Below are 23359 nucleotides of genomic sequence, written 5' to 3' on the forward strand. Positions count from 1 at the left end.
GCCTCTTAAAAGGATATGATTGATTTTTTCCAATCTAAAAACAAAAAATGGAGTGAAAAAAGACGAAAAATCCCTGAAGTTTTTCAAGACAATTCTTTTGCAACGGTCTTATACCTATATTCCAGCTTCATTACTGACTGAGTACGATTTTAACATGCTAGGATATAGTCTTATGCGCTTTGATAAGTACAAGCATGCCTTGTCTCTTTTCAAAAGCAATCTTGAAAATCATCCAAATTCTGCCAACGTCTATGACTCCATGGGTGATGGCTTGATGGCGCTAGGAAGAGTAGAGGAAGCAGTTCCCCTTTTTCAAAAAGCTGTGGCACTGGGAGCACAACCTCGGCACCGTGATTTTGAACTCTTCAAAAAGAATCTTATCAAAGGAGAGGCAATGCTATCTGAGATGGGGAAATAAATCACTTTCCCTCAATCACACCAGGATCAAAGTTTGCCTAAGAGCTAGACTGCTTGTTGGTAGACAGAGAAAATGGATGACCTAATACGGAAGTTTCCAAAGACTACATATAACCAAGTTCTAAACAGCGACAAAAACTATCGCGACCTTGTAATCCCCTTTTTCCCCACTGGCAAAAATCATCTGAGTATCTGTAAGCTCTACCAATTGCAATGAGAAAAAGGTGTTTTTAATGACATCGTTAACGGAAACTGCCTTGCTAATCGATATAAAGATCAAACCATCCTCCTCATAAAATTCGTAAGAAGCTGTCGTAATCTCATCCTCAGGTTCACCTAGATTACAGCTTACTTCTCCTGGGATGACCATTATTTCATTGGAGCCGTTCTGGAAAACAAAAATATCATCAGTGTAACAGGTACTTTTATCGTGAAGGATCTTTTGATTGTAATTAGCATAATAAGCCTGAATTCCCCAGTGTTTGAAATCTTCACCAGTTAGTTTTACCAAATCCTCTGAAGAGTACTTAATTTGGAAAGAGCCCTCATCATCAGAGTTGCATGCAAAGAAGCTAAAAAGAAAAACACTTACGAGAAGTGCAGTTTTAAGAGTTTTCATAGTAAAGTATCGGACTTTTCTTCTTGGTAAAAAAAGGTTATTGAATACACAAACCGTTTTTAACACCTATTACAGCCCAAAATTACTACATTTTGAAACGATATTAATAGTGCTGATTGATTTAAATTTTGGTTTTTTTATAACTATATCATTACCACTCAAAACAAGTCTTTTGATAGTCAAAAAGCTAAAAAAACCGAAGCTCTTTCGAACTTCGGTTTAGCTTTTTAGAATTCTACACGGTAACTAAGAATAGGAATCAATGGAGTTTGATATGAGGTTTTAATCTCTCCGTCCATAGGCTCGAAGTAGCTGCCGTAGACATTTTGTCGGTTGGTCGCATTCTGGATATCCAGTGCCCAAGTGCGGGTAGACTTGGGTTTATTTTTCTTTAGACTGAAGCGAAGATCTGTACGGAAATAGGCTGGATTCTGAGCTGTATAGGCCAGGTTCTCATCATACACTCCCTCCCCTTTTTCTATGGATTCCCCCAGATTGATCGGTGTGGTGCGAAGCCCACCTGTGTAGATAGCGCGGACATTCAGTCCGAGCAATCGCTCTTTTTTCAGTTTGTATTCTTTGCCGGCAGTCAGCGTCACATTGAAATTGCTATTATAGGCCGTATTTCTCCAGACATTCTCGTTGGTTTTATACTTGGAATTGTAGAGAGAAGTGGAAAGCAGAAAGTACAGGTCATTGTGCGTAAACTGCTCCAGCGTAAGCTCCACTCCATAGTTTCTTCCAAAACCCTCATTCACCAGCGGATCAGTAGCAAAAGTCCATTGCTGATTGATGATGGAGTAAGTTTCATCCGCGCCGCTTTTGATCGGAATATCGAACAGATGCTGATAATAAGTCTCCACTTTCATTCGCAGATAGGGAGTCAGCGAGCGATCGTAGCCTAGCACAAAATGATGCGATTTGCTCAGCCCAAGATCTTTATTTGGAAGGATAATCTGCCCATTCAATTCTTGCTCGGCAAAATATGTTCCCAGCGGCTGCACCTGACTATGCAATCCATATCCGAAACTCACACGCTGCTTTTCATCCAGCGCATAAGAAGCACTGAGTCTTGGCTCTATCGAGTTAGAGTTGTTCAGCAAAAGCTGTAGGTAATGCAGCCCGACATTCAACGTCAGTCTCTCGCTGGCACGGTAATTAAGTTGGGTAAAAGCCTGAATACTCTGTGTATTTCCTTTAGAATTGATGTTGGTTTCCAAGCTTTGTGCAGCTTCCTCAAAGTCGTCCTCGCGTAGGTTGTAATACAATTGATTAACATAAAACCCACTTCTCAAACTCGCTTTGGCGGAAAACTTGGTATTCAAAACAGAACTTAATGTGACCTTAGAATTGCTGTAATTTTCATAAAAACGATCCTGAGACTGCAAGTTGTCATCCAGTCTGGATTCTGTAGTACCCAAGGCATTTCCTGAAGCCAGCACAGTAGTTTGAAGGAAATTCGCTTGGTTCAATATAAATGAATGCTTGATTCCCACCGCACCCGTATTGGAAAAGAAATTGCTTCCGTAGCGATCGCCCTCAGATTCCCATTCCAGCGAATCCTTTTGCGCATCTCCCTTCTGATCACTCAGCCCACCGAAGCCAAATAGGGTAATGTTACTTTTCGCACCAGTTGGCAAATAGATATTAAAGGACAAATCCTGAAAATTGGTCACAAAGTCACCAAGCGGAAGACCGATGTTTGATAGCAAAGAAAGCGTAGAATAACGGTAGTTGATCAGATAGGAACCCTTGTAGCCTTTCGCAATAGGACCCTCAGCAGCCAAGTCCAAACCTAAAAAACCTGCCTGAAGTGTAAATTCCTGGTTTTCATTATTCCCTTTTCGAAGATTCAGGTCAAACACACCCGAAAGCGCATTGCCATACTCCGCTGGAAAGGCGCCTGTTATGAAATCGGAATTGGCAAGTAACTGAGAACTCAAGATGGATACGCCACCACCAGAGGTTCCGGGATTGACAAAGTGATTGGGATTTGGAATATCTATCCCCTCCATTCTCCAAAGTAAGCCATTGGGACTGTTGCCCCGGATGGAGATGTTATTGTTACCGTCATCTGTGCTGGTGACTCCAGAGAAAGAAGCTGCCATTCTTCCCGGATCATTTACCGCAGCGGCAAATTTCCTAGCTTCCTCCACGGAGAATGTTCTTCCACTGACCTGAATCATATCGTTAATAGTCCGGTCTTTTTCAGTGGCAGTCACTACAAATTCGTCGATTTGTGTGATATCCTCCTCCAAAGGAATTGTCAGAACCACTTCCTTACCTGAGTTCAATTGGACGTTGGGAAAAATAATTTCCTTAAACCCCATAAAACTTACTTTAAGCGAGTAAGTGCCCAAGGGTAATTCAGCGAGTTTGAAATACCCATCCACATCTGTGGTAGTTCCAATTACTGGATCTGAACCCAAAATCATCACCGTTGCGCCAGGCATAGGAGCCTTTGTAATCTGGTCGATCACATTGCCACGGACCGTCTGAGTGAGTTGCTGTGCTTGCAGGGTGTTGATCGCCATGAAAAATATCACCCCAAAAATTTTAGTAAACGAATTCATCTTAATAGGTTTAGTTTGGATCTATGACAGGGGAGTTGGGATTTACCCTTAGTGGTATGCGAAATTTCTCGAGCGGCGGCAAAGTTTATTCCTCCCGCGAAGGCGCAACGGCGCAATTTTTAAAAGTTCGTCATTGCGATGAGCGAGGTACAAGTGTATAAGCAATCTGAATTTCTCTTGTATACACAACATTTTTATTCCCCCTCTTTCAATTTCCGACTTTATGGCACCAACCAACAACAATCCAAATTCACTTTCCATTTTTTAAATCTCTACTTTTGTGCCCTTGTAAGCACACTACCATGGAGAAGGAAAACACATCTGTCACCCCAGTAAAAATCACACCTGAACAAATCGCACAATGCATTGCTGTACTGGAGGGTTTGAATGAGGACACAGATCAGATTTTTGACATTCCTAAGGAAAGTAGGCTTGCCCTTCTGATGGCCGCTGGTCAATTTTCCCGTCCTAGTAAAGAGGAACTTGCGGAGCGAAAAAAGTGGGCAAAAAAAATCCACCGAAAGAAAGTAATTGCAAAGGACATTCTAGCCCGAAAGACCACAGGAATTCGTTCTGCACGGGAAGCATCAATTTTCATCGCTCCTAGCATGCTGGCTTTGACTGGCAAGGAAGCCGATCAAGCAACTCCACTTGAATCTCCCCGGGAATGCTATGTCTGCAAGGAATCCTTTGACCGACTGCATCATTTCTACGACACCATGTGTACGGGTTGTGGGGATTTCAATTATGCCAAACGTTTCCAGATGGCAGATCTGAAAGGTCAAGTGGCTTTGGTCACGGGTTCGAGACTGAAAATAGGTTACCACATCACGCTAATGATGCTTCGTGCAGGAGCTACGGTGATTGCAACGACTAGATTTCCTGTTGATTCTGCATTACGCTATGCCAAAGAGCCTGACTTCAGTGAATGGGGAGATAGACTTCACATCCATGGACTGGACTTGAGACATATTCCAAGTGTGGAGATTTTTTGCAATTACATCGAGCAGCAATATGACCGCTTGGATGTGCTGATCAACAATGCGGCACAGACAGTTCGAAGACCAAGTGGATTTTACCAGCATTTGATGGAAAATGAATCTTTATCATGGACTGATCTTTCTTTAGCTTCGCAAAAATTGCTTTCCGATCATCATGCTTGCCTACAAGAGATACGCGCGCTGAGTCAAGAATTTGTCGAAGGCGAAAGTAAAAATCTGCCTGTTTCCTGGCATGGAAAGCAACTCGGAATAGGATTGACTTCTTCCGCTCAGCTTACCCAAATCCCTTATAGTATCGATGATTCTTTAAGTTCGGAGGAGATTTTTCCAATCGGCAAACTTGACGCAGATCTTCAGCAAGTGGACTTGCGCAAAACAAACAGCTGGCGGCTTAAGCTTGGTGAGATCCACACCAACGAAATGCTGGAAGTACAATTGGTAAATTCTGTGGCTCCTTTTGTGCTTTGCAACCGACTGGTCAACATCATGAAAAAGGATAATACGGGCAAAAAGCACATCATCAATGTCTCGGCAATGGAGGGGAAATTTCATCAGTTTCACAAGGAAGCCCGACATCCACATACTAACATGGCCAAGGCAGCTCTGAATATGATGACACTGACTTCCGCAGCTGAATTACCCAAATTCGGTATTTACACCAATGCCGTGGATACTGGTTGGGTGACAGATGAAGATCCCGCAGAGCTGGCGAAGCGAAAGCAGGAAGTGCACGACTTCCAACCACCGCTGGATATAGTCGATGGGGCTGCCCGGGTGCTGGATCCACTCTTTGATGGAATCAATACAGGAAAACACTGGAATGGGAAGTTTTTGAAGGATTATAAGCCTACCAGCTGGTAAATATCTTATATATGAGCATTAGTGGATTTAATACTCAGAACTTTAGGCTAGCATAGCCCTTTGGCATCTAGTTTAACTTTAAAAAATTGGGTGCTGAACCCACTGCTGCTATCACAATGTTCTAAGCTGACTATTTCTACCTATTAAAATTTGTCTTCATTTTTTCTTACAAATTGCATGTTTAATGTGTTCAAGTCATCTTCGTAAGCAAAAAACTTTTGATCAAGCTCTTCCCAAATAGGCTCGGCCGTTTCTTGAATTTGTTCTAATATCTCATGCCTTTCAGTTCTGTCTTGTGGAACATTTCTGTCGGGGAATTGCTCAATAGCTTTTTGTAAAATATCAACAGTTGTGTTTGCTCCAATTACCCTCAACGATTGGACTGTCTGATGGGCAAAGTCACCGCTTGAATTGAAGAAATATTGGTTAAATCCACCATTATTGATTTCTCTCTCCAAGCATTGATTATAATAGAAAAGCTTCTGTTCTTCCGTCAACTTAGTCATTTCCTCTCCATACGAGCAAAGTTCACTTACATGGTTGTCTATTTCAATTATGCTTCTATTTAAGTCGTCTGATGAAAGTAGTTTTTCAAGGTCAAGTTTTTTGTTGTCCGAGTTTTCAGAAGCACCAAATATTTTTTTAAATATATTCATTGTCTGTTGTCAGTTTTGAAGTTACTCATAGCATAATATTTTACTCGCTCCTAAGTTATCGAAAGGCAAAACCGCAGTAAAAAGCAGTGATATAAAAGGTTCAGGGAGTAAGTTAATGATCTTTTACCCTTTGGAATTCGTCTTCTGTATAAGGAGGTACGACGACGAAGCAGTCTCTATCAGTCCAGCTTCTGGAGAAGCAGGACAACCTCTACGGTATTACTCAATCCATCTGTCTCACCAATTCTTTGATGATCTCAGCCATCATGGGCTCAGCCTTAGCAGCGGCTTCAAGCACTGCGGCTATGGTTACTGGCTGAATTTTGCCTTCTACCCCTAAGTCGGTAATCGCAGAAACACCAAAAACCTCGATTGCCATTTGTCTGGCCACGATCACTTCAGGCACTGTACTCATTCCCACAGCATCCGCTCCTAATACCCGTAGATACTTGTATTCTGCGGGAGTTTCCAGATTTGGACCTTGTACTCCAGCATAGACACCTGTGTGAACCCTGAAATTATTTGCTGTCGCAAATCCTAGCGCAATGGCTATCAAATCTGCTGAATATGCATCGCTCATATCCGGGAATCTTGGACCAAATTCCTCGTAATGCTTTCCACGAAGTGGGCTCTCTGGAAATAAATCGATCTGATCACGGATCAACATCACATCCCCAACTTCCTGATCTGGATTGAGACCTCCACTGGCATTTGAGACAAGCAGCGTTTTCACTCCAAGCTTCTTCATCACACGAACTGGAAAAGTAACCTCCTGCATAGAATAGCCTTCGTAATAATGAAAGCGTCCCTTCATAGCCATGACCTTTTTGCCCGATAGCTCGCCAAAAACCAATTTCCCGGAATGACTTTCTACGGTAGATAGCGGAAAGTAAGGAATGTCAGCATAGTCAATTTCTTTTTCAACGGTGATTTGATCACCCAAATGTCCCAGTCCTGTGCCGAGAATGATCGCGGTTGATACTTCACTGGTATATTGTGAACGAATAAAAGAAGCTGCTTCTGAGATTTGATTTAGGTAGTTCATAAGTAGTAATTTGCCAGCCCTAAATATATAAATTACCTCCCAGCTTCGAACTTTTGCCCAAGCAAGAATGTATTCCTTTCAGAAAAACCAGAAAATGATCAAGATAATCGTAGGAACCAACCGCAAGAATTCTGTTTCAAAAACCATCGCTGAGCTTTATCAGGGTATTCTCAAAGAAAAAGGCGAGGAATCCGAAATCCTTGAATTGGAAAACTTACCCAGTGATTTTATAGATAATGCTTTGTATGAAAATAATGGGAAGCATGAATTGTATAATGAGTTTCACGATCAATTAGTGGGTGGGAAAAAGTTTGTTTTCATTGTGCCTGAGTACAACGGCTCTTTCCCGGGAATCCTAAAAACCTTTATCGACGGGATGACCTATCCTAATACGTTTAGGAATAAAAAATGTGCTTTGGTGGGTATTTCATCTGGAATAGGCGGCGGTGGCATCGCAATGAGCCACCTTACCGACATCTTCCATTATCTGGGAATGCATGTCCTTGCTCTCCAGCCAAAACTGGCTAAAATAGAGCAAAATATGTCAGATAACCTGCTCACCAACAGGCTGTACTTGGACTTGCTGCAAACCCAGGCAGACATGCTGCTTGATTTTTAGGACTTAGTCCACATTATCGTGCAGGAATCTATTGTTTCCTAGAATCTCATTGTCATCGCTCAAGTTATACTTGCTGATGCTTGGCTCGGAACTATGCTGAGGTTCATTCAATACAACATTCTTACGCTGATAAGCAGGCACTTCCATTTTCTCCTTCAATTCTTCCGGAGTAGGATTGAAAGCACGGTTGCCTTTTAGCTTCTCGAAACGCTCATGCGCTCTCTGAATCGCCTTCTGCTTCATTTGCTCATAGTAATCATTTGCAAAAGCTGGAGCAGCTGGCTCTTCTTCTTTCTTAGGCTCTTCTACAGTTTTCTTTTCGTCTTCTTCTTCGAAAAGATCGTGCACGATTTTTTCCTGTGCAGGCTTCGGCGCTTCAGCTTTCACTTCTTCCTTAGGCTTTATGAAAGAGAATAGGCTTTCTTTCTTTGGAGCTGGCTTAGCCTCTTCGATTCGCTCTTCAATCTTTGGAGTTTCAGCAACTGGCTTCACTTCTGGAGCAGGAGTAGGTGCTGGCGTTTTTGGCATTGAGAACACAAAAGTAGATCCGTTAGCAACTGGCTCTTCTTTTACTTTCTCAGATTTCCCTGAGTCCAAATTGATCACTGTCTTTTCTTCTTCTACTTCTTGCACTGGAGAGCTAGCAACTGGAGCAGGCGTAGGAATTGCTACAGCTTTTGGAGCTTCCATTTTCTTGCTAGTTCCTTGTAACCTGTCCATTTCAAAACCTGTCGCAATCACCGTTACACGGATAGCTTTGCCCAATTCCGGATCTATACCCTGACCGAAAATAACCTCAGCATTATCACCGGCTTTTTCTTGGATGTACTCAGTGATTTCGCTCAATTCGTCCATTGACAATTCTTCGTCTTCGCCAGACATGATGGATAGCAAGATCTTCTCAGCTCCTTTGATATCTACGTTGTTCAATAATGGAGAAGAGATAGCAGCACCTGCAGCACGGATTGCACGTCCTTCGCCTTCCTCAGTGGAAGAACCCATTACAGCTGCACCGGCGTCTTTCATTACTGTCTTCACATCTTCAAAATCCACGTTGACATCCTGATGAACAGTGATGATCTCAGCGATGGATCTAGCAGCGGTAGATAGAATATCGTCCGCTTTGCTGAAAGCAGTTCTGATGGCAAGATTGCCATAGATCTCTCTCAATTTGTCATTCAAAATAACCAATACAGTATCGCAATTCTCACGTAGCGCTTCGATACCAGCCTGAGCAACATTCATTTTTTTCTTTCCTTCGAACATGAATGGCGCGGTCACAATACCCACTGTCAGGATATTAAGTTCTTTCGCTATTCTGGCTACCACAGGGGCTGCACCGGTACCGGTACCTCCACCCATTCCAGCTGTAATAAATACCATTTTGGTATTGTCAGCCAATAGCTCACGGATCTCATCCTCTGATTCTATGGCTGCATTTCTTCCTTGTTCAGGATTTGCACCAGCACCAAGACCTTCGGTCAAGTTAGCGCCGAGTTGCAACCTAAGAGGAACCGGGCTAGACTTAAGTGCTTGAGCATCGGTATTGACTACCACAAACTCTACGTCCTTAATTCCTAGACCAAACATGTGGTTTACGGCATTAGAACCGCCTCCACCTACGCCGATCACTTTTATAATCGACTTCGGGTTTTTGTGTAAATCAAATCTGTAATCTTTCATGTTATCTGACATATTTATATTTATTGGTGAAATTTTCTATGGTCGTTCTTAGTGGATTTTTAAATGGGGAAATTGGCAGCAAAGCCAGCAATCTCCCCCAATCATAAGCCCTAGTAGTTAATATCGTCGCCGATATCATCACTGAGAATCCCTTTCAGTCTTCCCGCGATTTTATCGAAAATGTCTTTTGGCCTGATGTCCATTGATTTTGGGTTTCTTACCGATTTCCCATTGGCAGTGCGCTTGGCATACCCCTGATCTCTGTCATCAAGTGCTTTGAAACCCGCAAGTACCAAACCTACTGATGTAGCGTACATTGGACTCTTCACTTCCTCAATTACTGACTTACCCAAGTGCTCGTTTGGATAGCCTATTCTGGTATCAAGGCCAGTCATGTATTCGAATAACTGACTGATAAATTGCAGCTGAGAGCCACCACCTGTAAGGACGATACCGCCTGCCAGTTTTTTGTAATGCCCACTTTGCATAATCTCGTTCTGCACGATCTCAATGATCTCTTCCATTCTTGCCTGAATGATAGAAGCCAGGTTTCGGATGGAAATTTCCTTTGGAGCTCTATTTCTCAAGCCTGGAATCGACACGATCTCATTAGGATTGGCTTCTTCTGTGATGGCTTTTCCAAATTTTGTTTTCAGGAGTTCTGCTTGGTTTTGCATCACCATACAGCCTTCTTTGATGTCCTTGGTGATGATATTCCCACCCAAAGGAATCACTGCTGTATGACGGATAATGTTCTCGTAGAAAATGGCGATGTCTGTGGTACCGCCACCTATATCTATCAGGCAAACACCTGCTTCTTTTTCATCATCACTCAATACAGAAAGAGAACTCGCCAATGGCTCCAGAATCAATTGCTTGGAAACTAAATCTGCGCGGCGAACACATCTGTTGATATTGTTGATAGCGGTAGTCTGGGCGGTGATGATATGAAAATCAGCTTCCAGACGTGTACCTGACATCCCTACAGGATCTTTGATACCACCTTCGTAATCCACCGTGTAATCCTGAGGCATCACGTGAATAATTGTATTTCCAGGAGGAATCAGGATGTTTTCCATTTCGCTGGAAAGCCTCCTTACGTCTTCTACTGTGATCTCATCATCAGTCGGATGACGCATGATGCTACCACTTTGAATCTTGCTTTGGATATGCTGACCTGCAATTCCTACAATGACATCCACAATGTCTACATTCGCCATTTCTGAAGCTTCCTCTACAGCCTTTTCTATAGCATGGACAGTCTTGTCAATATTGGTCACGACGCCACGATCAACTCCGTCAGAAACAGCTTTGCCCATGCCCAGCACCTCGAGTTTGCCATACTCATTTTTGCGGCCCACAATGACGCAGATCTTGGTTGTCCCAATGTCCAGTCCTACTATTAATTCTTTATTTTCCATATCCAAGCTATTATTCACAGACGATTTGATCCTTAAACTTTACACTTACCCGGTCGTAAGCATTCCAGCCCTTGCGAGGCAATATTTCCTTATAAAAGACCCCTATTCGGTCAAACTTATTTTCGATGTCTTGAGCATCTCCAAACTCGATAACCTGTCTTCCTACTTGCTGAAAAAGACGGATATTATCCTTGGAATTCACTTCCACTTCGGTGATCTGCGCATTCCAAAATTCATCTTCAGTGATGAATGTGATCAAGTCCATCAACTCAGGCATATCAGCGATGATATCTCCCTTATCCATGAGCATTTCGGCATAATCTCCTTCCAAAATCAACACACGACTGGTGTATGAAGTCGAAGTAGGAATCACTTTGCCTTCGGTAGTGATGTATCCATCCGCTGCCATTGGCTGCGCAATTCTTGCGATTGGCTGATGCTGGCTGATACTCAAATTCAGAATACCTTTTTGCCCCAGCATTGCTTCCGCTGTTCTTACAAAAGGATGTCCTAGCAGCCTTGCTTCAATCTCTTTCATCGGAACTTCCGCAAGCATCAATCCTGGCTTCAATTCAGGGAATGCCTCATTCAGGATTTTTGTGATTTCTGCATCCTCTACGAAATAGACTCCACTCACTCCTTCGATATTTATTTCAGTTCCTTGGAAAGTCTTATACTTAGTCTGCTTTTCCACAAAGCCTATAAAGCCAACCAGCACCAGACTGAGCACTACAAAAGCGAGCATTTTCTTTAGATTTGCTTTCTTCATAATGCGTATCGATTAAGTCCTTCTTTCATCCAGGCAGCTATCACTGGCACCAATCGATCTATATCACCAGCACCTAGTGTCACCAAAACCTCAGGTGAAGCCTGATCCAAATGACCTATTAAATCCTCTTTTGCCACCAATTCCTTGTGACTTGTATTGATTCCTTTCAAAAGCATAGCAGCAGTCACTCCCTCGATAGGAAGCTCTCTAGCAGGATAGATATCCAGCAAAATCACCGAATCTGCCAGCGACAGACTTTCTGAGAAGCCTTCGGCAAAATCCCTAGTTCGTGAGAACAAATGCGGCTGGAAGATCACCGTCAACTTCTTCCTCGGAAACATTGCTCTCACCGAACTCAGGCATGCTCTAATCTCCTCTGGATGATGCGCATAGTCGTCGATGAAGACCTGATTTCCTTCATTCACATGAATTTCAAATCTTCTTTTTACTCCTTTGAAAGAGCTAATTCCCCTTCTGATCTGCTCCACTGAAATCTGGTGATCCAATGCAATAGCAATTGCAGCCAACGCATTTTCCACATTGTGAAAACCTGGGATAAATAACTCCAGACCCTTGATCTTATTTTTGCCATCCAAGTAATCAAAGACAAATGATCTCGGTCTTGCCTGAATATTCTCGGCATGAATCCCAGAGGATCTCAATCCATATTCTCGAGTGGCAACCTTTGGAAGCTTACCTTCTCCAAGCTTTTGCGCAGCACGCTGCTGTATATATAATCTTCCTTTTCTATCTACTAGACTGACAAATTCCAGGAATCCATCCAAGATGTGCTGCTCATCCCCATAGACATCTAAATGATCAGGATCTGAACTTGTGAGCACTATCTCATTAGGATGAAGTCTGAGAAAAGAGCGATCAAACTCATCAGCTTCTACCACAACCAATGGTGGCTGCTTTGATTTTTTATCCCCCAAAATCAGATTGCTCTGATAGTTCTGGGTGATCCCACCTAGAAATGCAACCACAGGCTTTCCTGCCGATTTCAGCATGTGGGCAATCATAGAAGAAGTGGTAGTCTTACCATGAGTTCCAGCCACTGCGATGGTGTAATAAGCGCTCGTCACCATCCCCAGCACTTCCGATCTCTTCTTAAGTTGGAAGCCATTATTCCTAAAGAAATTCAGCTGAGCGCTCTCCTTTGGCATTGCCGGAGTCCAGATGACCAAAGACTTTTCAGGACTATCCATGATCTCTTTCGGAATAGTGTCCAGTTTATCATCAAAAGAAATCTGCATACCTTCAGCTATCAATTCATCCGTAAGCGACGAAGGTGTGCGGTCATAGCCAGACACAGCAAATCCTTCATGACGGAACCATCGGGCCAAGGCACTCATGCCTATACCTCCGATACCGAGCAAATGGACGCTATTTATTCCTTCTAAACTCATGCAATCAATTGTTCTACTTCTTCAACTATAGCATTTGCCGCATACGGCTTAGCTAGATTCTTTATATTTCTTCCTAATTTCTCAGACAGGCTTCTGTCCTTCATTAGCTCATTTACTTTTTGTTCTAAAGCGCCAACTGCCTCCGAGTCTTTCAGCAGCAAGGCAGCATCATGACTCACATAGGCCATGGCATTTTTGGTCTGATGGTCTTCAGCCACATTGGGAGACGGGATGAAAATCACCGGCTTTCCAACTAGCGAAAGTTCTGAAACTGACAATGCTCCTGCTCTGGACACAATCACATCAGCAGCAGCGTACGCCAAATCCATTTCCCGGATAAATTCATTCAGGTGAATAGACGCCAGACCTGAATCGGCCAGCTTGGATTTCATTTCTTGGAAATAAAACTTACCACACTGCCAAAGCACCTGATAACCCTCAGCATCCAGTCTTTGCATATCCTTCAGCACAGCTTGATTGAGCGTTCTGGCTCCAAGAGATCCACCCAATACCAAGAGCGTTTTCTTAGCTGGATCCAGGCTGAAATGCGAAAGTGCCTTTTCTCTTTTTCCCGATAAATCAAGAATATCCTTTCGAACAGGATTGCCTGTATAGGCGATTCTATCAGCTGGGAAGAAGCGATCCATCTCTGGGTAGGCAACGCAAATCTTTTTGGCTCTTTTTGCCAGAATTTTATTAGTCAAACCAGCATAGGAGTTTTGCTCCTGCACCAGTGTAGGAATGCCTTTTCTTTGCGCAGCATACAGCACTGGTCCACTTGCATATCCGCCTACTCCTACTACTGCATCAGGATTGAACTCGCTGATGATTTGAGATGCTTGAGTAAGGCTTTTCAACAATTTGAAAGGAAACTTGAGGTTTTCAAGAGACAAGCTTCTTTGCAAACCGGCTACTGGAAGGCCTTTGATTTTATATCCTGCTTCAGGGACTTTCTGCATTTCCATTTTGCCCAAAGCACCCACAAATAAGATCTCACTGGCAGGATGTTTTTCCTTCCAGGCATTGGCAATAGCTATAGCCGGATAGATATGCCCTCCGGTACCTCCACCACTGATCAAAATGCGATATGTGCGCTGTGCGTTAATAATTATGCTGCTTTAAGTCTCGTTCTATTTCCAAATGCAGTGCTTGTCTGCGATTCATCCTGATGATCACCACGACTTACCGAGAGAATAATTCCCAAGGATATTCCTGTAAATACCAAGGATGTCCCACCCATGCTCAAAAGCGGTAGTGGCAAGCCGGTAATTGGGCCTAAGCCAACTGCGACGGCCATATTTACTAATGCTTGGATCACCAATGCGAAACTCAATCCCGCAGATAGCAATCCTCCAAATGCTTTGTTTGAATTCGCTACGATCCGCATGCCTCTGTAAAGGAGCGCGAGATATAGGAATAGCACAGAGAAGCCACCAATGAGTCCATACTCTTCGATGATAATGGCGTAGATAAAATCTGAATAAGGGTGCGGAAGTGAGTTTCTCTGCTCACTATTTCCTGGTCCTTTTCCTCCGATTCCGCCTGTTGCAATCGCGATATAAGATTGCTCAGCTTGAAAAGGTATTTCATCCTTATTCATGAAGTCCTCCACCCGTGATACAAGCGTAGCACCTCTTTGCCCTATGAATCCTGCTGCAGTCAATCCTAAAGCTCCTACCATTAATACCATCGCCAAATATTTGACTGGCACTCGCCCGATGAACATGATCAGAAGACAAGTAATCAAGAGTAGAATTGCTGTAGAGAAATTTGCCATAGCGATCAAGCCACAGATCAGACCTATAGCAATAATGATCGGCACAAACGTGCTCTTAAAGTCTTTAATGTTATTTTGACGTTTTGCTAGCATTCCTGCAATCGATGCAATCAAGGCTAGTTTTGCCAAATCTGAAGGCTGAAAAGCCTGGTTGATAACAGGAATCGTGATCCAGCGATTGGCCTCATTGATATTGGAGCCAAACAAGTACGTAACCAGCAAGAGCGGAATGGAAATAATCACTCCCAATCGAGCATAGACTGCATACTTTCTGTACGGTATTTTATGCGCAAGCCACATGACCACCAGTGACACAAAAATCAACGTAGAATGTCTAATCAAGTAGATCTCGGTGTTTCCACCAGCATATTTGTAAGCCAAAGAACCCGTGGCAGAATACACTACCAGAATACTGAAAAGAGACAATAGGATGACAATACCCCAGATAATTGGGTCGCCTTTGAAATTCCTATCTATCCATGCTTTAAACTCACTCATGCGATGGTTTTCGGTTTAAGGTTCTCTACTGCCTCACGGAATTGCTTACCGCGATCTTCATAATTATTAAACAAGTCGAAGCTTGCACAGGCTGGTGATAGCAAAACTATGTCTCCCGCTTCTCCAAGTATTTGCCCCCACTTGACCGCTTCTGAAATATCTTGCGTCTCACGGATATCCGGTACCGCCGACTCAAAAGCCGTTTTCAATTTCTCATTGTCTTTTCCAAGGCAAATCAAAGACTTCACTTTCTCATTCGCCATCGGTAAAAGGACAGCGTAGTTATTTCCTTTGTCTACACCACCTGCGATCCAAATCAATGGATTCTCATAACTAGCCAAAGCATAAGCTGTCGCTTCTACATTTGTACCCTTGCTGTCATTGATAAACTGAACTCCATCTACCTCTCGGATGAACTCCATTCGGTGAGGGGCATTTTTGAACGTCTGAAATCCAGCTTTCATCACCTGCTCATCTATTCCGCCGATCACTGCCGCAGTTCCAGCAAAAAGGGCATTTAAAATGTTATGCTTCCCTTTGATAGAAAGAGAAGACAGCGGAATATTGGAAGATTTATCACCTACATTGATTTCAAGAGATGATCCGTTGAAATACCCTCCTTTGTTCTGGGCTGTTTCTAGGGAAATCCAATATTGAGTCGGGGAAATAGTTCTGTTTTTTAATCCTTCCAATATCAAGACATCTTCCGCAAATAGGATTGCCAGATCAGTTGGTTGCATATTTTTGAAAACTGCAAACTTAGAATCGATGTATTTATCAATCTGATAATCGTATCGATCTAAGTGATCTGGAGTGATATTCGTAAGAATGGCGACAGAAGGCCTTAAGCTCACAAACCCATCAATCTGAAAGCTACTGCACTCAATCACCCACCACTCGTGGTCACTTTCTAACAATTGAGCGGCCCAGCTTTTGCCAACATTCCCAGCCAATCCTACATCCATTCCTGCCTCTTTCATCAAGTGATATGTCAGCAATGTTGTAGTAGTCTTACCATTAGTTCCGGTGATCGCGATGATCTTCCCTTTACTATATTTGCTTGCAAATTCCAACTCATCTATCACAGGAATCTTAGCTTGCAAAGCCTTTTGAACGATCTCTACCTTGGTTGGTATTCCTGGACTTTTGATGATCAGGTCAGCATTTAGGATTTTTTCCTCTGAATGTTTTCCTTCTTCAAATGGAATCTCTAAATGCTCCATTTCAGCTTTTCTAGCTACAGAAATCTTCCCTGAATCAGAAACAAAAACCGCATAGCCCTTCTGTCTGGCGAGCATCGCTGCACCCAATCCGCTTTCTCCCGCACCCAGAATGGCTAATTGTTTCATCTGTTTATAATTGCTTTTTAATGGTCATATGGAATCTCGCTTTTAATAATCACTTCCTCTTGTGACGATATGCTATAGCTCGATTTCATTTCTATTATCTAAGTTTTAGTGTTGCCAAAGTGATTACTGCCAACAAAATCCCCATAATCCAGAATCGAGTTACGATCTTGGCTTCAGGGATATTTTTCATTTGGTAATGATGATGTAGTGGAGACATCAGAAATATTCTCCTGCCTTCACCGTATTTTTTTCTAGTGTATTTGAAATAGCCCACCTGGAGCATTACGCTGACATTTTCGACTACAAACACCCCACACATAACTGGAATAAGTAATTCTTTGCGAAGCGTCAAAGCCAAAACAGCGATCACTCCACCCAGCATCAAGCTGCCGGTATCTCCCATGAAAACCTGGGCTGGATAAGCGTTGTACCAAAGAAATCCTACACAAGCCCCGATAAATGCCGAAGCGAAAATCACCAACTCTCCCGAGTTGGGGATGTACATGATATTGAGGTAGGAAGAGAAAATTGCATTACCGCTGAGGTAGGCGAAAATCGCAATGGTCAATCCGATAATGGCTGAAGTTCCTGCCGCCAGACCATCTATTCCATCTGTGATATTTGCCCCGTTAGAGACAGCTGTGATAATGAACGTCACCACAAAAATGTACAGGATGGGAGTCATCGCTTCACCCATAAAGCCAAGCATTGTCTCGTAATTCAATTCATTGTTTTTGGTGAAAGGAATGGTGGTTTTAGCCACTTTCACATCTCTGTAAGTCGGAGTTTCTACCACGCCTTCCTCTATGGATACCGGGTTGGTGAATTCACGGATGACTACGCTCTCATGGAAATAAAGTGTAGAACCCACGATAATACCTATACCGATCTGACCGATGATTTTAAATTTACCCGCAAGACCTTCCTTGTTTTTCTGGAATACTTTGATGTAATCATCTATAAAACCAATAGTACCCAGCCAAACGGTGGTAATCAGCAAAAGTATGATGTAGATGTTGTTCAGATCTGCGAACAGCAAAGTCGGGATCAGAATCGCAGCCATGATCATCAAGCCACCCATGGTAGGTGTGCCTTTTTTCTCCTTTTGTCCTTCAAGGCCAAGATCTCTTACCGGTTCTCCGATCTGCTTATTTCTAATCCAAGCGATAATTTTATGACCAAAAGTGATGGTAATGACCAATGAAAAAAGCGCTGCCATTCCCGCACGGAACGAGATATATCTAAATACCCCAGTTCCTGGGATATCCAGCACTCTGTCCAAATAATCAAAAATCGGATATAACATCTCAGTCTTGCGTCAATTGTTGTAAAAACTCGGTTACTACTTCTGTGTCATCGAAATGATGTTTCACTCCTTTTATTTCCTGATAATCCTCATGGCCTTTGCCGGCGATAAGGATGATATCTCCTTTTTGCGAAAGCATGCAAGCCGTCTTAATGGCTTCTCTGCGATCCACAATGGTTAATGTTTTTCTGATTTCAGACGGGCCTACACCAGCCTGCATGTCTTTCAGTATTTCTTCTGGCTCCTCAAAGCGCGGATTGTCAGAGGTCAAAATGGCTTTATCGCTTTCCTGTACTGCAATTTTTGCCATTACTGGCCGCTTTGTCTTATCGCGATTTCCTCCACATCCTACTACAGTGATCAATTGCTCACCTCCAGTTCTTGCACCATTTATTGTTTTCAGGACGTTGTCCAAAGCATCTGGCGTATGTGCATAATCGACAATGGCAGTAACACCAGCTATGGAAATTCTATCGAAACGCCCTTTGGCTCCACGGATTCCAGAGAGCTCTCGTAGCACCTCATCTTCCTCTTCACCCAACAGCACGGTAACTCCCAAAACCCCCAAGAGATTGTAGGCATTGAATGCACCGATCATTCTAAACCAGATCAGTTTCCCGTTGATATCCAGCTCAAGTCCTTCAAGTGTATTTGAAATTATTTTGGCCTTAAAGTCAGCCGGGGATTTCAATGCAAATGTCTGATGCGATGCTTTGCAGTTCTGAAGCATTACCATACCTCGTTTGTCGTCACCGTTTACCAGCGCAAAAGCATCCTTTGGAAGCTCATCAAATAGCTTTTTCTTAGCCTTGATATACTCGTCAAATGTGCCATGGTAATCCAAATGGTCGTGGCTGATGTTTGTAAAAACTGCTCCAGCTAGTTTTAATCCCGCTACTCTCTCCTGCACAATCGCATGTGAACTAGCTTCCATAAAACAATGCGTACAGCCTTCCTTTACCATTTTGCGAAGCAATGCCTGCGCACTCACCGCATCTGGAGTGGTATGCGTCGCATGAATTACTGTTTCATTGATCTTATTTTCTACTGTAGAAAGTAACCCAGTGCTGTAGCCCATTCGCATAAATAACTGGTGCAAAAGCGTAGCGGTGGTCGTCTTGCCATTCGTTCCTGTGATTGCTACTACTTTGATGGTCTCAGATGGATTGTCAAAGTAATTGCTAGCCATGATGCCAAGCGCACGAGCAGAGTTCACTACTTCCACATAGGTCACTCCTTCGAGTAGTTTTTCCGGCAATTGCTCGCAAACGATACTCTGAGCACCTAGCCCAATGGCTTTTTCAATAAATTCGTGTCCATCTACCTGAGTCCCTTTGATTGCAACAAAGGCACTTCCCTCCGTCACCTGACGACTATCAAATACAATATCTTTCACCCCCAACTCCATGTCTCCTGTAGTTGAGGTAAGTGATACTTTATATAATATGTCTTTCAGTACTTTCATTTATCCTAATACCAGATTTATAGTTGTATTTGGTGTTAAAGCTGTTCCAGGAGAAATCGACTGGACTTTCACTCGGCCTTTTCCTGAGTAATTGACCTTCATTCCTTTATTTTCCAGAATGAAAAGAGCATCTCTCAGCGGAAGTCCCGACACATCCGGAACAAGCGATTGATCCGTATCATTGACATTCATTTCTACATTGGTTTCATGAGAAACAGTCTTCACCCACTCTTCAGGATTGGCAGCAGTGGCTTTCAATCCCAACTCCTGAAAAATCCACAGTAACTCTTCCGCTTTACCGGCTTTTACATATGGTAATTGTGTCCCATCTGCCTCTGCTCTGAATATCTCTTGCTGATTGTCAGGATTCAACTCTATGTCAAGAGCATAGATCTTGTCTGCAATCTCCTTGAAAACCGGTGCAGAAACGTCGCCTCCATATGCAGCAAAGCCTTTGGGACTGTCAATCACTACGACCATGGAATATTTCGGATGATCAGCTGGAAAGTAGCCTGCGAAACTTGTGTAATAACTTCTAGTATATTTCCCGTTGACGAGCTTCTGAGCAGTACCTGTTTTACCTGCAATTTTATAATCTGCATTGGCGATGTTGCTAGCAGTTCCACGTACAACTACCCCCTCCAGAAGACCTTGAAGAAGCTTAATATTTTTCTCAGATGCGATTTGCTTACGCACCACTTCAGGCTCGTATTGCTCTTCAATGAAATTCCCTTTGGAAACTGACTTGACGATATAGGGCTTCATCATTTTCCCTCCGTTTGCTACAGCGTTATATAAGGCAAGCGTGTGAAGTGGATTTAGCTTTACTTCATAACCAATAGAAATCCAAGGCAATGAAGTCCCGTACCAGTCTTTCTCTCCTGGTTTCTTGAAAAAAGGCTTGCCCTCACCGATCAACTGAAAACCAAAAGGCTCTCTCAACCCGACCTTATCTATGTAAGCCATGAATTTGGAAGGGCTAGAACCGAAATGCTCATCGACCAATTTGGAAATACCAACATTGGAGGATTTCTCAAATGCCTCACGAATAGTCAAGGTGCCATAGCCACCATTCTTAGCATCACGCATCACTTGATTATAGAATTTGTGGGCACCATTTCCAGTCTCCACTGTCTCATCCAACGTGACTTTATTTTCTTCCAAAAGCGCAAGCATTGAAAGCAGTTTGAAAGTAGATCCTGGTTCTGTATTCCCTTGGTCTCCGATGGCAAAATTGTAATTCTCACCATACCCATTGCCACTTTTGTTACGCTGCAAATTGGTGATTGCCTTGATCTGTCCAGTCTTAACTTCCATCACGATCACTGCACCAAATTCAGCATCCCTATCAGTCAATTGACGTCGTAAGGCAGTTTCTGCAACATCTTGGATATTGACATCCAACGTAGTGGTGACATCATACCCATTTTCAGGCTTCACATCTTCTGCATCAAAAACCGGCTTCCAACTTCCTCCAGCTAATCGTTGAAAAAGCGCTTTACCATCCTGACCCTGTAAGTAGTTATTGAAACTGTACTCGATACCAGCACCGTAATCATCCTCATTCAAAAAGCCAACTGTTCGGCTGGCAAGGGAATTAAACGGTCTATATCTTTTCTCCACCTTCTCGAAGATCACTCCACCTCCTAATCTTCCATTTCTGAAAATCGGCCAGGTTGACATTTCCTGCATTCCTTGATAGCCGATTTGCTTTCTGTTCAATACCAGATAACGCTTATTATCAAGTCTGGCATCATTGATCATCCTCTTGTATGATGCGGCCGACTTATCTTTGTAGTAAGAGGAAAGCATTTTAGCCAATGAATCTATTCCGGCTTTGTAGCTATCAGACTTAGCGATAGTCGGATCAAGAGCTACCCTGTAAAAAGGTAAACTTGTCGCAAGCAAACTTCCGTCACTTGCATAGATATTACCTCGTGTAGCAGGTACTTCTCTGTATTGGAAGTTGATTGTTTCGGCTTTTTCACGCCATACATCTCCATCCGCCATCTGAAGTTTGGCGACTTTGTACGGGATAGCTGCTGAGCACAGCGCTATCAGGATGAACACCACCCGCACTCGGAGCAATATGGATCGCTTAAAATTCACTTTTCTATTTCGATTTTTATCGGTGGTTGATTGAGTTCAAATATTCCTTGTTTAGCAACTCGCTTAGCCACCTCAGACTGCATGCTGCTAAGCATATATTCTGCTTCCAGTGTAGTGACATCGGCACGGAGATCTTCTACTTCTTGCTGTGCTTTTTCAATCTTGCGCACCATGTTTTCCGCGCGGTGATTGCTCCAGATATAGATCAAGGCCAGTAGGGCCACGAATCCAACCGGTGGAACTAATTGCACAGGCACTCCCTCACCTAATATTCCGGTGATATCCAGCTTCTCTTCCATCCAGCTGAATATGGATTTGCGAGGACCGCCTTTCGGCTTGTTACCTGACTTTAGTTTCTTCCTGAACGTGTTATTGCTCATGCTTTTGTCTTCTTCGCTATTCTGAGTTTTGCACTTCTTGCTCTTGGATTAGATGCAATTTCTTCCGCGTCTGCCACCACAGCTCCTCTGCTGATTGGCTCCAGTGGCCGAATAAGATTCCCGTAGAAATCCTTCTCTACCTCACCTTGGAATTTGCCTTTGATCATCAGATTTTTCACTAATCGATCTTCCAAACTGTGATAGCTCATCACTACCAATCTGCCCTCAGGCTTAAGCACATCGACTGCTTCCATCAGCATTTCTTCCAATGCGCCCATCTCGTCGTTTACTTCTATTCTCAAAGCCTGAAAGACTTGAGCATAATATTTAAAGTCTTTGCCCCGAGGAGCATATCTTTTTAAAAAGGATGTGAATCCCTCCGTAGTCTCAAATGGTTGTCCAGCTCTTTCGGAGACGATAGCCTGTGCCAGAGTCTTGGCGTTTTTCACTTCGCCATACATACCGAGAATCTTATGCAGCCTGCCTTCATCATATGTATTCAATACCTCTTTGGCAGAAATATCAGCTGACTGATTCATCCTCATATCCAGACTACCACTGAATCTGGTGGAAAAACCTCTGCTTGGCTCATCGATCTGATGTGACGAGATTCCCAAATCCGCCAAAATCCCATCCACCTTCTTCACCCCATGAAGCCTCAGGTATTTTTTTAAATCCCTGAAATTGGCTGCGATAAAAGTGAAGTTATCGCCTGCCGGAATATTTGCCTCAGCATCCACATCCTGATCAAAAGCGTATAAATGCCCCTTATCTAAATGCTTCAGAATCTCCCGGGAATGTCCGCCTCCACCAAAAGTCAGGTCCACATAAATCCCGTTGGGATCAATGGACAATCCTTCAGTGCATTTGGCTAGCATCACTGGGATATGGTAAATAGACTCCGTCATGAGATTAAGAGAGATGCTTTTCCATCAGGCTGGATAAATCCGCCGGATCTTTGATTATATTATTCAGGTAGTTTTCAGAATTCCAGATTTCTATTCGAGTCCCGTTTCCTGCTACCATTATTTCTTTCTCTAAGCCCGCGTAGATTTGAAAATGTTTTGGTATCAACAACCTACCGGCACTATCCAACTCCACCTCAGTGACTGAATTGAAAAAAGACCTTTGCAACAAACGCTGCTCAGCGTTATTGATGTTCAGAGACTTTATTTGATTCTCCAGTTTTCGGTATTCAACTATGGTATAGAGAGCCAAGCATCTATCCTCAGCCATGCGTAGCATAAGCACAGTCCCATTAGCCTCCGGTATTGCCGCCTTGATCTTGGCCGGCAAAACCAGACGCCCTTTAGGGTCTAGCTTGCAATCGTATTGACTGTTGAACATAATATCTTTGAACTCTTTAGAATGATGAGCAGGTAGTAAAGACAAAAGTAACAAA

Annotated in this window: 20 protein-coding genes; 3 read left to right on the forward strand and 17 right to left on the reverse strand. The window is 43.1% G+C overall.

Going from position 1 to position 23359, the window contains the following annotated elements:
* Positions 1–52: 52 nt before the first annotated feature.
* A complete protein-coding gene (locus SYJ56_RS12185) occupies positions 53–418 on the forward strand; it encodes a tetratricopeptide repeat protein (RefSeq protein WP_323834432.1) in 366 nt (121 codons plus the stop codon).
* A gap of 120 nt (positions 419–538) precedes the next feature.
* On the opposite strand, the gene SYJ56_RS12190 is transcribed toward SYJ56_RS12185, so the two are convergent.
* The gene (locus SYJ56_RS12190; RefSeq protein WP_323834433.1) at positions 539–1036 is read right to left on the reverse strand and encodes a hypothetical protein; all 498 of its coding nucleotides are present in this window, start codon (positions 1034–1036) and stop codon (positions 539–541) included.
* A gap of 227 nt (positions 1037–1263) precedes the next feature.
* Complete coding sequence (locus SYJ56_RS12195) at positions 1264–3609, reverse strand: TonB-dependent receptor (protein ID WP_323834435.1); 2346 nt, start codon at positions 3607–3609, stop codon at positions 1264–1266.
* Positions 3610–3911: 302 nt separating this feature from the next.
* Here SYJ56_RS12195 and SYJ56_RS12200 point away from each other — a divergent pair, with 302 nt between their 5' ends.
* Complete coding sequence (locus SYJ56_RS12200) at positions 3912–5471, forward strand: SDR family oxidoreductase (RefSeq protein WP_323834437.1); 1560 nt, start codon at positions 3912–3914, stop codon at positions 5469–5471.
* Between the two features lie 143 nt (positions 5472–5614).
* Here the strand turns inward: SYJ56_RS12200 and SYJ56_RS12205 are convergent, their stop codons facing one another.
* Together SYJ56_RS12205 and SYJ56_RS12210 are read right to left on the reverse strand one after the other, a co-directional pair.
* Positions 5615–6127: a DMP19 family protein gene (locus SYJ56_RS12205; protein ID WP_323834439.1), complete on the reverse strand. Its 513-nt coding sequence runs from the start codon at positions 6125–6127 to the stop codon at positions 5615–5617.
* 223 nt (positions 6128–6350) lie between these two features.
* Positions 6351–7172 (reverse strand): purine-nucleoside phosphorylase, encoded by an 822-nt coding sequence (locus tag SYJ56_RS12210; RefSeq protein ID WP_323834441.1) that lies wholly within the window; start codon positions 7170–7172, stop codon positions 6351–6353.
* Positions 7173–7266: 94 nt separating this feature from the next.
* Here SYJ56_RS12210 and SYJ56_RS12215 point away from each other — a divergent pair, with 94 nt between their 5' ends.
* Positions 7267–7791, forward strand: a complete 525-nt coding sequence (locus tag SYJ56_RS12215; protein ID WP_323834443.1) for an NADPH-dependent FMN reductase — start codon at positions 7267–7269, stop codon at positions 7789–7791.
* A 3-nt stretch (positions 7792–7794) separates the two neighbouring features.
* Here the strand turns inward: SYJ56_RS12215 and ftsZ are convergent, their stop codons facing one another.
* The 13 genes from ftsZ to mraZ form a co-directional block, all read right to left on the reverse strand.
* Positions 7795–9474, reverse strand: coding sequence for a cell division protein FtsZ (gene ftsZ / locus SYJ56_RS12220; protein WP_323834445.1), 1680 nt, complete (start codon positions 9472–9474; stop codon positions 7795–7797).
* A gap of 110 nt (positions 9475–9584) precedes the next feature.
* Complete coding sequence (gene ftsA, locus SYJ56_RS12225; protein WP_323834447.1) at positions 9585–10895, reverse strand: cell division protein FtsA; 1311 nt, start codon at positions 10893–10895, stop codon at positions 9585–9587.
* A 10-nt stretch (positions 10896–10905) separates the two neighbouring features.
* Positions 10906–11664, reverse strand: coding sequence for a cell division protein FtsQ/DivIB (locus SYJ56_RS12230; RefSeq protein WP_323834449.1), 759 nt, complete (start codon positions 11662–11664; stop codon positions 10906–10908).
* Positions 11661–13073 carry a UDP-N-acetylmuramate--L-alanine ligase gene (murC, locus tag SYJ56_RS12235; protein ID WP_323834451.1) on the reverse strand — a complete coding sequence of 471 codons (1413 nt, stop codon included), beginning with the start codon at positions 13071–13073 and terminating at the stop codon, positions 11661–11663. The genes SYJ56_RS12230 and murC overlap by 4 nt, the downstream gene beginning before the upstream one ends.
* Complete coding sequence (murG, locus tag SYJ56_RS12240; protein ID WP_323834452.1) at positions 13070–14152, reverse strand: undecaprenyldiphospho-muramoylpentapeptide beta-N-acetylglucosaminyltransferase; 1083 nt, start codon at positions 14150–14152, stop codon at positions 13070–13072. Before murG ends, murC begins: the two co-directional genes overlap by 4 nt.
* A 29-nt stretch (positions 14153–14181) precedes the next feature.
* On the reverse strand, positions 14182–15348 hold the full coding sequence (locus tag SYJ56_RS12245) for an FtsW/RodA/SpoVE family cell cycle protein (protein ID WP_323834453.1): 1167 nt from the start codon (positions 15346–15348) through the stop codon (positions 14182–14184).
* The gene (gene murD / locus SYJ56_RS12250) at positions 15345–16697 is read right to left on the reverse strand and encodes a UDP-N-acetylmuramoyl-L-alanine--D-glutamate ligase (protein ID WP_323834455.1); all 1353 of its coding nucleotides are present in this window, start codon (positions 16695–16697) and stop codon (positions 15345–15347) included. Before murD ends, SYJ56_RS12245 begins: the two co-directional genes overlap by 4 nt.
* A 94-nt stretch (positions 16698–16791) precedes the next feature.
* Positions 16792–18003, reverse strand: a complete 1212-nt coding sequence (gene mraY / locus SYJ56_RS12255) for a phospho-N-acetylmuramoyl-pentapeptide-transferase (RefSeq protein ID WP_323834457.1) — start codon at positions 18001–18003, stop codon at positions 16792–16794.
* A 1-nt stretch (position 18004) separates the two neighbouring features.
* Positions 18005–19468, reverse strand: coding sequence for a UDP-N-acetylmuramoyl-L-alanyl-D-glutamate--2,6-diaminopimelate ligase (locus SYJ56_RS12260; RefSeq protein ID WP_323834459.1), 1464 nt, complete (start codon positions 19466–19468; stop codon positions 18005–18007).
* The gene (locus tag SYJ56_RS12265) at positions 19469–21577 is read right to left on the reverse strand and encodes a penicillin-binding protein (RefSeq protein ID WP_323834461.1); all 2109 of its coding nucleotides are present in this window, start codon (positions 21575–21577) and stop codon (positions 19469–19471) included. It abuts the gene before it with no gap.
* Positions 21574–21957: an FtsL-like putative cell division protein gene (locus SYJ56_RS12270; protein ID WP_323834462.1), complete on the reverse strand. Its 384-nt coding sequence runs from the start codon at positions 21955–21957 to the stop codon at positions 21574–21576. The genes SYJ56_RS12265 and SYJ56_RS12270 overlap by 4 nt, the downstream gene beginning before the upstream one ends.
* The gene (rsmH, locus tag SYJ56_RS12275) at positions 21954–22865 is read right to left on the reverse strand and encodes a 16S rRNA (cytosine(1402)-N(4))-methyltransferase RsmH (RefSeq protein WP_323834463.1); all 912 of its coding nucleotides are present in this window, start codon (positions 22863–22865) and stop codon (positions 21954–21956) included. Before rsmH ends, SYJ56_RS12270 begins: the two co-directional genes overlap by 4 nt.
* Positions 22866–22869: 4 nt before the next feature.
* Positions 22870–23349 (reverse strand): division/cell wall cluster transcriptional repressor MraZ, encoded by a 480-nt coding sequence (gene mraZ, locus SYJ56_RS12280; RefSeq protein ID WP_323834465.1) that lies wholly within the window; start codon positions 23347–23349, stop codon positions 22870–22872.
* Positions 23350–23359 lie beyond the last annotated feature (10 nt).

Origin of the sequence: Algoriphagus aurantiacus (genome assembly GCF_035156405.1) — a bacterium.
GTDB classification, from domain to species: domain Bacteria; phylum Bacteroidota; class Bacteroidia; order Cytophagales; family Cyclobacteriaceae; genus Algoriphagus; species Algoriphagus aurantiacus.

What these genes read in the sequence shown, in the direction of transcription:
- ftsA (WP_323834447.1), bottom strand. Translation starts at nt 10,895, where the DNA reads ATGGAAAATAAAGAATTAATAGTAGGACTGGACATTGGGACAACCAAG.
- ftsZ (WP_323834445.1), bottom strand. Translation starts at nt 9,474, where the DNA reads ATGAAAGATTACAGATTTGATTTACACAAAAACCCGAAGTCGATTATA.
- SYJ56_RS12230 (WP_323834449.1), bottom strand. Translation starts at nt 11,664, where the DNA reads ATGAAGAAAGCAAATCTAAAGAAAATGCTCGCTTTTGTAGTGCTCAGT.
- mraY (WP_323834457.1), bottom strand. Translation starts at nt 18,003, where the DNA reads ATGTTATATCCGATTTTTGATTATTTGGACAGAGTGCTGGATATCCCA.
- SYJ56_RS12190 (WP_323834433.1), bottom strand. Translation starts at nt 1,036, where the DNA reads ATGAAAACTCTTAAAACTGCACTTCTCGTAAGTGTTTTTCTTTTTAGC.
- SYJ56_RS12210 (WP_323834441.1), bottom strand. Translation starts at nt 7,172, where the DNA reads ATGAACTACCTAAATCAAATCTCAGAAGCAGCTTCTTTTATTCGTTCA.
- SYJ56_RS12270 (WP_323834462.1), bottom strand. Translation starts at nt 21,957, where the DNA reads ATGAGCAATAACACGTTCAGGAAGAAACTAAAGTCAGGTAACAAGCCG.
- SYJ56_RS12215 (WP_323834443.1), top strand. Translation starts at nt 7,267, where the DNA reads ATGATCAAGATAATCGTAGGAACCAACCGCAAGAATTCTGTTTCAAAA.
- SYJ56_RS12195 (WP_323834435.1), bottom strand. Translation starts at nt 3,609, where the DNA reads ATGAATTCGTTTACTAAAATTTTTGGGGTGATATTTTTCATGGCGATC.
- murD (WP_323834455.1), bottom strand. Translation starts at nt 16,697, where the DNA reads ATGAAACAATTAGCCATTCTGGGTGCGGGAGAAAGCGGATTGGGTGCA.
- SYJ56_RS12200 (WP_323834437.1), top strand. Translation starts at nt 3,912, where the DNA reads ATGGAGAAGGAAAACACATCTGTCACCCCAGTAAAAATCACACCTGAA.
- rsmH (WP_323834463.1), bottom strand. Translation starts at nt 22,865, where the DNA reads ATGACGGAGTCTATTTACCATATCCCAGTGATGCTAGCCAAATGCACT.
- SYJ56_RS12245 (WP_323834453.1), bottom strand. Translation starts at nt 15,348, where the DNA reads ATGAGTGAGTTTAAAGCATGGATAGATAGGAATTTCAAAGGCGACCCA.
- murC (WP_323834451.1), bottom strand. Translation starts at nt 13,073, where the DNA reads ATGAGTTTAGAAGGAATAAATAGCGTCCATTTGCTCGGTATCGGAGGT.
- SYJ56_RS12205 (WP_323834439.1), bottom strand. Translation starts at nt 6,127, where the DNA reads ATGAATATATTTAAAAAAATATTTGGTGCTTCTGAAAACTCGGACAAC.
- SYJ56_RS12260 (WP_323834459.1), bottom strand. Translation starts at nt 19,468, where the DNA reads ATGAAAGTACTGAAAGACATATTATATAAAGTATCACTTACCTCAACT.